This is a genomic window from Enterococcus sp. SMC-9 (genome assembly GCF_021011285.1).
GTDB classification, from domain to species: Bacteria; Bacillota; Bacilli; order Lactobacillales; family Enterococcaceae; genus Enterococcus_C; species Enterococcus_C montenegrensis.
In genome coordinates this window covers 114,683-127,684 of the sequence record NZ_JAILYE010000003.1, presented here as the reverse complement: position 1 = coordinate 127,684, position 13,002 = coordinate 114,683, and the positions used below count along the sequence as shown (strand labels likewise).

Annotated in this window: 7 protein-coding genes; 4 read left to right on the top strand and 3 right to left on the bottom strand. The window is 40.1% G+C overall.

The window, feature by feature from the left end; translation table 11 throughout:
• Positions 1-180: 180 nt before the first annotated feature.
• Both K4422_RS05370 and K4422_RS05365 read right to left on the bottom strand, forming a co-directional pair.
• Positions 181-2,325 carry a GH92 family glycosyl hydrolase gene (locus K4422_RS05370; RefSeq protein WP_268990994.1) on the bottom strand — a complete coding sequence of 715 codons (2,145 nt, stop codon included), beginning with the start codon at positions 2,323-2,325 and terminating at the stop codon, positions 181-183.
• Positions 2,322-3,356, bottom strand: coding sequence for a GntR family transcriptional regulator (locus tag K4422_RS05365; RefSeq protein ID WP_230709620.1), 1,035 nt, complete (start codon positions 3,354-3,356; stop codon positions 2,322-2,324). Before K4422_RS05365 ends, K4422_RS05370 begins: the two co-directional genes overlap by 4 nt.
• A gap of 163 nt (positions 3,357-3,519) precedes the next feature.
• Between K4422_RS05365 and K4422_RS05360 the strand changes: the two genes are divergently transcribed.
• The 4 genes from K4422_RS05360 to rny all read left to right on the top strand — a co-directional run bounded on the left by K4422_RS05360 (position 3,520) and on the right by rny (position 11,044).
• Complete coding sequence (locus tag K4422_RS05360; RefSeq protein ID WP_230709618.1) at positions 3,520-4,809, top strand: glycoside hydrolase family 125 protein; 1,290 nt, start codon at positions 3,520-3,522, stop codon at positions 4,807-4,809.
• A 63-nt stretch (positions 4,810-4,872) separates the two neighbouring features.
• On the top strand, positions 4,873-7,542 hold the full coding sequence (locus tag K4422_RS05355; protein WP_230709616.1) for an alpha-mannosidase: 2,670 nt from the start codon (positions 4,873-4,875) through the stop codon (positions 7,540-7,542).
• A gap of 135 nt (positions 7,543-7,677) precedes the next feature.
• Entirely contained in the window at positions 7,678-9,012 is a 1,335-nt protein-coding gene (locus K4422_RS05350) for a family 20 glycosylhydrolase (protein WP_230709614.1), read from the top strand.
• A gap of 481 nt (positions 9,013-9,493) precedes the next feature.
• Positions 9,494-11,044 (top strand): ribonuclease Y, encoded by a 1,551-nt coding sequence (rny, locus tag K4422_RS05345; protein ID WP_206902669.1) that lies wholly within the window; start codon positions 9,494-9,496, stop codon positions 11,042-11,044.
• 495 nt (positions 11,045-11,539) lie between these two features.
• On the opposite strand, the gene K4422_RS05340 is transcribed toward rny, so the two are convergent.
• Positions 11,540-12,829 (bottom strand): CapA family protein, encoded by a 1,290-nt coding sequence (locus K4422_RS05340; protein ID WP_230709612.1) that lies wholly within the window; start codon positions 12,827-12,829, stop codon positions 11,540-11,542.
• Between the last annotated feature and the right edge of the window lie 173 nt (positions 12,830-13,002).

Here is a 13,002-nt window from a genome sequence, read left to right as displayed (position 1 = left end):
CTTTAATCTTATGTCAGCATCTGCTTACAACAGGTCGCAAAAAGCCGTCCAATTTTGAAATACACTAGTTTTGGTGCAATTTCAAAAGACGGCTTTTTGCGATTTTTTAAGTTGGAAATAAAGTAGCAGGTGATCTTATTTTAATGCCAACCTCTTATTACCAATAATAGAAAAGCTAAACTATTTAGCAGCACTTAAGGAAAAAGGCAGTTTGTCTGGGGTATGTTCTTTTGGATTTGGAACAATTCCCAGCTTAAAGTCGATATTTCCGCCGGCTGCTAATTCCTCATGGGTGAAGAATAATTTTTCTTGTAGATTTTGATTTCGTGTTGTCTCTTGGACAAATAGCTGTTGCGGATGATTTGGTGTAGCGTTAATTGTCAGGGTGTTCCCACTGGATAATTTCAAAGTAGCTTTTTTCACCAGTGGCATACCAATGACGTATTCGCCAGTTCCCGGACTAACAGGATAAAAGCCTAAGGAGTTAAAGATATACCAACCCGCCATGCTGCCGTTATCCTCGTCACCAGGGTAACCATCAACAGCTGCAGTAAAGCATTCTGTCAGCAAGCTCTTAATTAACGGCTGCGCCATTTCTGGTTTGCCAAGATAGCTAAAGAGGTACGGATAATGGAAACTAGGTTGATTGGAAATCGCCAATTGGCCAAACTCAATGGCGGCCATTTCACTCATCTCATGAATTTCAAAACCATAGCCTTTGACATCAAAATCGGGTGCTTGGTTGCAAAGTTCAATTAATTTTTCCATAAAGGCTTTTCTGCCACCCATTTGGTTAATCAATCCTTGGAAATCTTGGTAGACAGCAAAACTACTTTGCCAGGTGCTCCCTTCGGCATAGTCTTTGCCCCAACGAATCGAAGAAAAATCTGCGCGGAAATCACCGTTAGTATCTTTTGCCCGCATAAAGCCAGTTTTTTCATCAAAAATATTTTGGTAATTTAACGCTTGCTGGCTATAATATGTCGCTGTTTTGTCATCGCCTAGAGTTTTGGCCACTTGGCTGATGCAAAAATCGCTATAGGCATAGTCTAATGTATGGTTGACGGATTCGTGATAGTTGCTTGGGACATAGCCGTATTTGAGATAATCTAATGTTCCTTGGCGACCATAATTTGATTTGTCACTTTGAACAGTAGCGCCTTTTTTCATAGCTTCTAAAAGACGCGGCATTAAATCTTTGCGGATACCTTTGACAGCAGCGTCGGCTACGACAGCGTCAATTAAGGTGCCCGGCATTAAGCCCCGCTCGTCTGGTGATAACCATTTTGGTAAAAAGCCGGTTTCTTCATAACTCGTTAAAAAGCCTTCCAGCATCTCTTCGTATTTTTCCTTGGCAACAAGAGAATAAAATGGATAGACCGTTTTATATGTGTCCCAAAATCCGTTGTTGGTGTATAAAATTCCTGGTTTTACGGCTTTATTATACGTATCGTAATGAATTTTTTCGCCATTTTCATTTAGTTCATAAAAAGTTTGTGGGAATAAGAAAATACGATACAAATTGTGATAAAAAGTTTTCGTATGTTCAGAATTTGTATGTTCTACTTGAACGCGGTCAAAATAGTCTTCCCAAGCACTTTGACTGGCGCTACGAAAATCAGCTACGCTCATAGCTTGTTCCCGGGTGCGATTTAAGTCGGCTTGGGAAAAGCTGATAAACGAGGTGCCTAAATGAAGCGTTTGCTTTTTCACGTTACCAAAATCTAACAATACAAAAGTTTTTTCCCCATCTACTTGTTTCAGATTGTGAATTGGGTTTTCAAAATGCAAAGACAGATAAAACGTGAAGTCATCGTCTTCTGCACCAGAAAAATTCACGACACTGACGTGTAATTCATGGTCGCTAATCTGGGTGATCTCTTTTGCGCCAGGCAATGTTAACATTAAGCCATTTTGGTCTTTTTCATAGTTTACTGCCAGAATACCGCCATACATGCTGGGAATTACAGTGGAGGAGATGTTGTAACGTAATTGCCGAATTGAAAGTTCATAAGGGCGGAAAATAGCTTCTTTAGGCCGATAAGAGCTTTGCGCATGGAATAACGAAATATCAGATAATTCACCACTAATTGGCGTAAAAAGAACGTGGGAGAAATCTCCCATCCACGGACTTGGTTGATGCGTAATGCGATAACCTTGGAAGGTGTGATCTTCAGGGTGGAACCACCAGCTGCCATGGGCGTCATTTGTTTGGGCTGCAAAATAGTTCATCCCAAAAGGTACGCCGGTATAAGGCAGGCAGTTTCCATTTGAAAAGCTGTGTTGATTTGCAGTACCGTGGCGTGTGTCGATTGTTTCAATCATGATTTAATCTCCTTTGTTGATTCCCGCACAAATAAAGTGACGGGAATTTTTTGACTGTTTGGTTTTTGACCAGTTTTTATCCAACTTAATAAAGCTTCACCGGCAGTTTCACCGATGGCTTTAAAGTTTTGCGAAATGGTGGTGAGGGGTGGATCAACGAGTGCTGCTGCTTGAATATTATCAAAGCCCACAACGGAAATATCTTGTGGGATGGCTAGACCAGCCTGGCGCAATGTTCGCATGGCTTGAATGGCGGTGATATCATTTTCGCAAACAAAAGCAGTAATTTGATTTTGCTTCACATAGCGTAATAAGTGGTCTTCGCTGGTTGTATCTTCTTCAAAAGAAGTATGAAAATCAATTTGATGTTCCATCAAACTTTGGATATAGCCTAAATAACGTTGGCGCGTCGATTGGGGATGATGACGGTCGCCAAATAAATACGCAATGCGTTTGTGCCCGGCTTTGACAAGATAATCACAGGCTTTTTTGCCCCCGGCTAAGTTATCAGATAAAAAAGAAGGCAAACTTAGATCAGGCACCTCTTTATCTAAAAGTACGATGGGAAAGTCCGCAAAAGATAATTCAAACAATAGATCCAAATGTTGATTTTCAGCTTCGGTGTAATAAATCAACCCATCAAACTCGGCTTTAATATCTTGGGGAGTGTGAGTATTTAAAAAGTCATAAGTGGCAATCATCAATTCATGCTGTGCATGTTGCATCACAGGTAAAACACTGCCAGATAGGTTTCCAATGGCGACATCGTCGGTAAAAGGCAATAAAATCAATACGCGATTTGTCGCAGCCGTAGTTTTTAATTTCCCCGTTACAAAACTACCCTTGCCACGAGTACGTTCAATCAAGCCTTTTTGTTCCAATTCATTTAGTGCCCGCTTTGAAGTGATGCGGCTAACGCTGTATTTTTCAGAAAGTTCTTTTTCAGTGGGTAATTGATCGCCGGCAGCTAATAAACCACTGGTAATATCGGCTTGTAAGTCCCGTAATATTTTTAAATATAAAGGTTCCATTTTTTTCTCCTTCAATTGGTATATCATATACAGTAGTTTATCACATATTTTGCTGCTGTAAATAAATAAAAAAACTTTTTTGAAAGCGTAGACATCTAGGTTAAAGTGCTATATAATCAAACAAGAATTAAAGATATATCATTTAGCGGAGGCGACGAGGGAAATGACTTATAAAGATATACCAAAATCAGTACAACAATTTATGGATGATATTACAGCAAAATGCGGGAGTGAACATGCCGACTGGGCAGAAAACTTTAACGCAGCTTTTGCCAATACTTTATTAACAACAGTAAAACGTCACGAAGACGGCACGACTTTTCTATTAACAGGTGATATTCCAGCCATGTGGTTGCGGGATTCAACCGCCCAAGTACGCCCGTATCTTGTCGTTGCCAAAGAAGACGAAGATTTAGCGGCGATGATTTCTGGCTTAGTCAAAAAACAATTTTACTATATTAATATCGATCCTTATGCCAATGCTTTTAACGAAGAAGCAAATGGTGCCGGTCATCAAAGTGACCACACAGAAATGAACCCGTGGATTTGGGAGCGAAAATATGAAATCGATTCCTTATGCTATCCAGTCCAATTGGCTTACTTGCTTTATAAAAACACTGGGAGAGCTGATCAATTTAACGAAGATTTCATTACAGGGGTTAAAAAGATTTTGACCGTCTTTACTACCGAGCAAAACCATAGCGCATCACCTTATACTTTTGTCCGGGATACCGATCGCTTGGAAGATACGTTAGTCCGTGAGGGTAAAGGGGCAGAAGTTGTGCCAACTGGGATGACCTGGTCTGGTTTTCGCCCAAGTGACGATGCATGTAAATATGGCTACTTGGTACCGTCCAACATGTTTGCCGTCGTTATTTTAGGTTATTTAGAAGAGATTTTTAGTAACGTTTTAAAAGATGAAGAGATTGTAGCAAGCGCTCACCGATTGAAAGTCGAAATCGAAGCAGGTATTAAAGAACACGGGCGTACAACTAATAAGGCAGGAGAAACGATTTTTGCCTATGAAGTTGACGGCAAAGGCAATGGGACAATTCAAGATGACAGCAATGTGCCTAACTTAATTTCAGCGCCTTATCTAGGCTATGGCAAGATGGATGACACCCAATATTTGGCAACCCGCAAAACCTTATTAAGCAAAGAAAATCCTTATTTTTACGAAGGTAAATTTGCTAAAGGTATCGGCTCTTCCCACACACCAGAAAATTATGTTTGGCCGATTGCGATGGCAATGGAAGGGATGACAACGGCTGATAAAAAAGAAAAAGAGCGCATTTTAAATCAATTGGTGGCAACAGACGCGGGAACGCATTTAATGCACGAAGGGTTTGATGTGGATGATCCCAACCAATATACAAGAGAGTGGTTTTCTTGGGCTAACATGATGTTTTGTGAGTTGGTTATGGACTACTTTGATATTCAAGTGAAAAAATAATAACAGCTTGGGGCAAGCTATAATGTATCGGTTGCCACAAGATTTATTTAGGAGACGACAAACATGAAGAAAAAAGTATATATTATTTCCCACAGTCATTGGGATCGCGAATGGTACATGGCCTATGAACAACACCATATGCGCCTTGTTACTTTGATGGATGACTTATTGGAATTGTTTGAAAAAGATCCAGATTTTAACAGCTTCCACTTGGACGGCCAAACGATTATTTTAGATGACTATCTTCAAGTTCGTCCGGAAAAACGTGAAGCCATTCAAAAGGCGATTGACGCTGGCAAACTACGAATTGGACCTTTTTATATTTTACAAGATGACTTTTTAACTAGTTCAGAGTCAAATGTGCGCAATATGCTGATTGGCATGGAAGACAGTAAAAAATGGGGCACACCGGTGATGTTGGGCTACTTCCCAGATACTTTTGGCAATATGGGACAAACCCCACAAATGATGAAGCAAGCCAATTTACAAGCAGCGGCTTTTGGTCGCGGTGTGAAACCAATTGGCTTTGACAATCAAGTTTTAGCCGATGACAATTACACTTCGCAATATTCTGAAATGAATTGGATTGGCCCAGATGGCACGGATATTTTTGGCTTGTTATTTGCTAACTGGTATTCAAACGGTAATGAAATTCCCGCTGAAGAAAAAGCAGCCCGCGCTTTTTGGGATCAAAAATTAGCGGATGCTGAAAAATTTGCCTCCACCAATCATTTGTTAATGATGAACGGCGTTGACCATCAACCTGTTCAAAAAGATGTTGCCAAAGCAATAAAATTAGCCAACGAACTATACCCAGATTATGAGTTTGTTCATTCTAACTTTACTGATTATTTAGCTGCGGTTCAAAATGACTTGCCAGCAGATTTAGGTGATGTAAATGGCGAATTGACCTCACAAGAAACAGACGGCTGGTTTACCTTAGCTAATACAGCTTCGGCGCGCGTATATTTAAAACAGTGGAATACGCGCGTTAGTCGCCAATTAGAAAATATAACCGAACCACTGGCGGCGATGGCGTATGAAGTTTCTGGCGAATATCCTTTTGATGAATTGGATTACGCTTGGAAAACATTGATGCAAAATCATCCCCATGACAGCATTTGCGGCTGTTCTGTCGATGAAGTCCATCGGGAAATGATGCCGCGTTTTGAAAAAGCCAATGAAGTCGGCAAGTACTTGGCTGATGAAGCGTGCGCGCAGCTAACAGCGGCTATTGACACGTCAAAATTTCCAGCAGATAGTTTTCCATTTGTCATCTTCAATACAGCCGGCACTAAAAAAAGTGGTGTCGCCCAAGTTGATATTGAAGTAAAACGGGTAACTTTTGCCGAGCTTTATCCTTCTGATGGTTATGACAAGCTAGCCGCAGAAGCTGCGCAAAGTTATTATGTTATCGATCAAAATGGCAAAGTGGTGCCAGCAGTAATTAGTGAAGAACAAATTCGTTTTGATTACGACTTACCAAAGGATCGTTTCCGTATTCCTTACATGGAAAAATACGTAACCGTAACAATCGACGTTGCCGCAATGGCAGGTTATGCCTGGGATAGCTTTGCTTTAGTGGTAGGAGAGGCAAAAGAGCTTCCGAATTCTTTAGTCGCTAAGCATGGCCGCATTTTGGAAAATGATTTTATTAAAGCTGAAATAACATCAGATGGTAGCTTAAGTGTCACCAACAAGGAAACCGGGAAAACATTAAACAATTTGCTTGTTTTTGAAGATGTGGGAGATATTGCCAATGAATATATCTTTAAACAACCTAAAGGTGATCACGCGATCTTATCAACGTTCTTTCCTCATCAAGTTGAAGTGTTAGAAGACAATGGCTTAGTGGCTAAAGTACGCTTAACTCATGAAATGGAAATTCCGAAGTCCGCTGAAGATCTACTGGATTTGGAACAAAAGAAAGTCGTGGACTTCCGCTTCCGTGACGCAAGTCGCAGTAAAGAAACAATTGCTTATCCAATCGTAACGGAGATCACTTTAAATAAAAATAGTAAAATGGTGGAATTTGCGACAACAGTCAATAACCAAGCCAAAGACCATCGCTTACGGGCGTTATTTCCAACAACTTTAGATGTGGCCACGCATGAAGCAGACAGTATTTATGAAACCGTGATCCGGCCAAACCAAGTTTCCAAACACTGGGAAAATCCAACGAATCCCCAGCATCAACACGCATTTGTCAATTTGCATGCGGAAGACTTTGGATTAACGGTATCTAACTATGGTTTAAACGAATATGAAATCGTCAATGATACCATTGCGTTAACTCTATTACGTTGTGTCGGCGAATTAGGGGACTGGGGCTACTTCCCAACACCAGAAGCACAGTGTCTGGGCGAGCATACGTTTAATTACGGCATTGAACTTCACGGTGAAAAAGAAACGCGTTTTGACAGCTACAAACGTGCCCACAGCGCGCAAGTCCCACTGAGCGTGAAGCAAACAGATATCCACCACGGCAAACTGGCCCCACAAGATGTTTTTGTAAAAATTACGGGTGAAAAATTTGAACCAACTGCCTTAAAACGTCGTAAAGACGACCAGGCGTTAATTCTAAGAGGGTATAACTTAAGTGGCGACAAAGATGCTTTGGTACTGAAAAAAGACGACCAGGCGCCAATTAAGACTTTAAATCTATTAGAAGAACCTTTAAAAGACTATGAAGATACATTACAACCTTACGAAATTCGCACAGTAGAATTTTAAAAAAGTAGACTTTACGGCAAGTAAATAAAGATACCCGAGCTTAGCATGCCTAATCCCAAATGCAGCCTTGTCGGCAGTTGGAATACGTCAGCTTAAGCTACGGGTATTTTGTTTTGAAAAAAAGGAGTTAATAAAATGACCGAAATTTTAATTGGCTTTCAAACAGCCACACCTAAAGCAGCACAAGTCGCAGAACAAGTAGCGCAATTATTCAAAGCATGCGGCTATGAATTTTCATCAGAAACTACACGTAAAATTGAACTGGTATTAGTGCCTTCTTTAATGCAGGAGTTTACTTATGAGGAAAATGAACATTCCCAACTTTTAGCAAAAAACGAGGCGGGACTGTTTTATGGCGCAGTTCAGTTGGTTTTACATGAACTTTTTAACGAAGAGTGGCGTATACAGTTACCACAAATGAAAGAACGCTGTTTAATGATTGATATTGGCCGCAAGTTCTATCCCTTAAAAGAATTAAAGCGTCTGGTACGCAGCATGGCTTTGTTTAATTTTACACACTTACAATTGCATTTTTCAGAAAATGAAGGCTTTCGGATCGAGTCAAAAAAACATCCGGAAATTGTTTCAAAACAACACTTAACCCAAGCAGAAGTAAAAGAGCTGATTGCGTATTGTCAAAACTTTTATATTGAAGTAATTCCAGATATTGACAGTCCTGGACACTTAGAGCGGGTGTTAGAAACTTATCCGGATTGGCGGTTAAAAAAATCCGTAGCAGGAAAACTAGTGGCGGATGTGCGGGCGCTTGATATTTTAAATCCGGCTGCGGTAGATTTCGTCTTTGAAATTTATCAAGAATACGCGACACTTTTTAAAAAAAGTCAGTATTTTCATATTGGCGCGGATGAATTCATTGATTTTGACCAAGTGGAAGTATATCCGACCTTGCAAAAAGCTGCCTTAGAAAAGTTTGGTCCAAAGGCGAGCGGAATTGAGATCTTTACTGACTATGTGAATAATTTAGTCGCAAAAATCAGTGACTTAGGCTTTGTCGTTCGCGTTTGGAATGATGGTTTTTATCGCTTGAATCGGCAAGAACAATTGACCCTTTCTAAAAATTGTCAGATTTCCTATTGGACCCGTTGGAATAAAAATATGGCGCCAGTGGAGACATTTTTTGAAGCGGGATATCAAGTTGTGAACCATAATGATAATTATTTTTATTATGTTTTAGGGGAGATGGCAGGATACAGCTATCCGACCTATGAAAAAATCCAACAAGGCTTTACATTGGACTTATTTGCCAACGATCAACTTGTTGCCGCAAAATATTTAGCCCAAACACCCGCTGTCGCCTTGGCGATTTGGGCCGATGATCCCAATGCTCAGACGGTAGCTGAGGTAATTGATGCCGTCTTTTACTTACAAGCAGCCTTAAATGAAAAAGTCAGTCAGCTAACTCGGACTAAAGCGCACTATCACACACTTTTTGAGCACTGGCAAAAATAAAAAGCGCGAGTATCTTGAAACTATGGCACCTAGGATACAAACACAACCTATTAAAAATGCGGGTAACCTATTGGTTGGCAGGACTTTTTATACTAGCGATAAAAAAGCACTACTAAATAGACTGAAATTTTTCCAAAAGTTACAGCCAACTCTTGATAGTTTCTGAAAATTTCACGCTTATTTTGGTGAAGACCCCTCATTTTTATCCGCTTTGCTCAGGTGAGTTTTACAAATAAAAAAACGAAATAAATTTGTTACTTCCCTGCAATTTTTTCAATAAAATTAGAAGAAAAATAACGCTCCTTTATAAGAAGTACTTTTAACTTTTATAAGTTGACAGCCCTTACGACAAACATTAGAATAAAGTTGTGTCTAAAACACATATGCATGTAGGCATATTGATAATTTCAGATTAAAGTTTATCAAAAAACTACGAACAATAATTGAATAAGATAGTACGGAGGTGGATCTATTGACTTTAATGTATATTCTCCTCGCTATCATCGGTTTAATTGTCGGTGTTTTATTAGGGCTATTCGTTGCTAAATCTCGTCACGAAAAAGAGATCGCAGGGGCGCAAAGTTCTGCTCAAGGGATTTTGACCAGTGCGCAAAAAGAAGCGGAAACTCTAAAAAAAGAAGCCTTGTTAGAAGCTAAGGAAGAAAATCAGAAGTATCGTGCAGAAATTGAAAGTGAGTTGAAGGAAAGCAAACTTGAATTAAAAACCCAAGAAAATCGCTTGCTCCAAAGAGAGCAGCTGCTTGATCGCAAAGACGACTCAATTGAAAAACGCGAAAACTCACTGGAAGAAAAAGAAACAAAACTTAGTGCGAAACAGCAATTAATTGACGAGCGAGAAAATGAAGTCGAAAAATTAATCGAAGGACAACAGCAAGAGCTTGAAAAAATCGCTGCTTTGTCCCGTGATGAAGCCAAAGAGATCATCATGAAATCAACAGAAGAAGAGTTGAATCATGAACTGACCTTAATGGTGAAAGAGTCTGAGCAAAGAGCCAAGGAAGAAGCGGACAGAAAAGCCAAGAACTTATTGTCCCTAGCCATCCAACGCTGTGCTGCAGATCAAGTTTCCGAGATGACAGTCTCTGTTGTTTCATTGCCAAACGATGAAATGAAAGGACGAATCATCGGTCGTGAAGGCCGCAATATTCGTACCTTAGAGACTTTGACAGGGATTGATTTGATTATCGATGACACACCAGAAGCAGTGGTATTGTCAGGGTTTGATCCAATCAGACGGGAAATTGCCCGCATGACATTGGAAAAACTAATCCAAGATGGTCGTATCCATCCAGCTCGTATTGAAGAAATGGTGGAGAAATCTCGTAAAGAAATGGATGAACGCATCCGTGAATACGGGGAAGAAGCCGCATTTGAAGTTGGCGCCCACACCTTGCATCCTGATTTAATTAAGATCTTAGGACGCTTACATTTCCGTACAAGTTATGGTCAAAATGTCTTGAACCACTCCATTGAAGTTGCCAAGTTATCTGGTATCTTAGCCGCTGAACTAGGTGAAGATGTACAACTTGCTAAACGAGCAGGTCTCCTTCACGATATCGGTAAAGCGCTAGATCATGAAATCGAAGGCTCTCACGTGGAAATCGGTGCGGAATTAGCCGCTAAGTACAAAGAAAACCCAGTTGTGATTAACGCCATTGCATCACACCATGGCGATACAGAAGCAACGTCAGTTATCTCCGTCTTAGTTGCGGCCGCAGATGCACTATCTGCTGCTCGCCCAGGTGCCCGCAGTGAATCATTAGAAAACTACATCAAACGGTTGGAAAACTTAGAGAATATCTCCAATAGTTTTTCTGGTGTAGAATCAAGCTTCGCTGTCCAAGCCGGTCGCGAAGTACGGGTAATGGTTAAACCAGAAGAAATCTCAGACTTAGAAGCGGTTCGCTTAGTGCGAGACATCCGCAAAAAAATTGAAGACGAACTGGACTATCCAGGCCATATCAAAGTAACTGTGATTCGGGAAACCCGCGCCACAGACTACGCCAAATAATTTTGAAATCAAACACCCCGCTGAATTTAGTCAGCGGGGTGTTTTTGAGTTAGGGGGAAAGGAAGAAATATAAATAAAACAATCGAAACTATTGCGTACATATCAAGTGAGTATCGCGTATAAACTTAAGCGAGATTATTAAATTATTTCTGTGTCTTGTTTGTAAAAAGCTTTATGTCTGACTTAAAATAATGTACTAACTTTTCAGAAATAAGCCAATAAAGCTGCCCAAGTTTGTCTAGCTTTTATAGTTGTCTAGCTATTCAAACTAGCTTTATCGGCAATAAGGCAAAATCTTGAGAAATTTGAGGAGCAATTTATCAAGATCCCGTCTTATTACTCAAAAGCTGCCCAAGTTTGTCTAGCTTTTATTATTGTCTAGCTATTCAAACTAGCCTGCTAAGAAATAAGGCAAAATTTTCAAAAATTTGAGGAACAATTTTCAAAAATCCTGCTCTTATTTTTTGCCGGCTCCCCAAGTTTGTCTAGCTTTTATTATTCCCAGTTGATTTTTAATAGTTCATTCATTTCGTGGTAGGCGGTTTCGATTCGTTGGCGTTTTGTTTGGGAGACGGTATGGGCGTATTTGCCTCCGGGCAGATAATTTTCGGCTAAAAAGACTTGGTAGTCTTGGGATTGGACGGTACCGTACTCGGGATGCTGATAGGTACGGCCGGCAATGGGTTCTTTGTCTACCCAAGTTGGGTGAGCTGTGACTTTTTCAATGACAGTTTTATCTTTTTCTTTTTTGATAGCGACTTCCATGACTACGCCTCGTTCGGTCCAGTAATTTTGTAAGGATTCGTAGCGTTGGTCTGAAATCAAGTTACCCATGGAATAAATAATGAATTTTTTATCGCCATCTTTTTTTATTGTCTCTGTCGGTTCTGCAACGTGGGGATGCCCACCAAAGATAATATCTGCCCCTAAATCGACCATTTGGCGGTATTTTGCTCGTTGTTCTTCAGTTGGTTCTAAAGCGTATTCCACGCCGTCTTGGGGCATGACGATCGTAATATCGGCAATTTTTTCTGCTTTTTTCAAATCGGCCGCGACTTTTTCCATATTTAAATCTTTTAAATGACTGTCATATTCTTCTTTGGTTAAACTGGCTTCGATGCCATTAAAGCCATAGGCATAAGCCAATAAAGCAATTTTAATCCCGTTTATTTCTTTGACTAGAATATCTTTGGTTGTCTTGGTTTTTACTCCGATTGTTTCCATCCCATTTTTTTGAAAAGCAGCAACAGTTGAATGTAAGCCTTCTAAGCCGGTGTCTAAGATATGATTGTGGGCCAAGTCGACAACATCAAAGCCCGCTTTTTTTATGCTGTCGGCTACTGCTTGTGGTGCATTGAAAATGGGATAGCCAGTTAGTTCGCGCTTTGGGTTGATTGTCCCTTCGAAATCTCCCAAGGAAAGATCTGCTTTTTTCAGTAATGGTGAAATTTGCGCGTAATCATTAGCCAGATCATACTTATTGCCATCATAAGCACTGCGGTACAAGATATCATGGTATAGCATATCACCACTGGCTGTAATCACAGCTTTTTTGATTGTAGTATCAGGTTTTGTTTTGTTTTGCTTTGGAGTCTTTTGTTTACTATGTACAGCTTGTTTTACTTGTGCTGTTTCCTGGCTATTTTTGGCTGCGGATTTTCCTGTAAACGCTTTTAAAAAGATGCAGCCAACAAGTGCTAGAAAAAGCAGACTCATCACTAAGATAAGGTGACGTTTTTGTGCGGCTTGTTTTTCTTTCATTTTTTCTAAGCGAGACTTGGTCATAATGCCCTCCTGAAAATAAAATTTGTATGACGTTTCTCTAATAGTTTACTTGCTTACGAAAAGAAAAGATAGTCGATTTCGCGGGAATTCACGTCTTTTTTGCCGCAAGTATTCTTATTTTCTAAATGTAGTAACATAGTTGGTAAAAAAACGCCATTTAGGCTACCATAAAA

Excerpts from the sequence above, each read along its gene's own strand:
- K4422_RS05370 (WP_268990994.1), bottom strand. The coding sequence starts at position 2,325 with ATGATTGAAACAATCGACACACGCCACGGTACTGCAAATCAACACAGC.
- K4422_RS05365 (WP_230709620.1), bottom strand. The coding sequence starts at position 3,356 with ATGGAACCTTTATATTTAAAAATATTACGGGACTTACAAGCCGATATT.
- K4422_RS05360 (WP_230709618.1), top strand. The coding sequence starts at position 3,520 with ATGACTTATAAAGATATACCAAAATCAGTACAACAATTTATGGATGAT.
- K4422_RS05355 (WP_230709616.1), top strand. The coding sequence starts at position 4,873 with ATGAAGAAAAAAGTATATATTATTTCCCACAGTCATTGGGATCGCGAA.
- K4422_RS05350 (WP_230709614.1), top strand. The coding sequence starts at position 7,678 with ATGACCGAAATTTTAATTGGCTTTCAAACAGCCACACCTAAAGCAGCA.
- rny (WP_206902669.1), top strand. The coding sequence starts at position 9,494 with ATGTATATTCTCCTCGCTATCATCGGTTTAATTGTCGGTGTTTTATTA.
- K4422_RS05340 (WP_230709612.1), bottom strand. The coding sequence starts at position 12,829 with ATGACCAAGTCTCGCTTAGAAAAAATGAAAGAAAAACAAGCCGCACAA.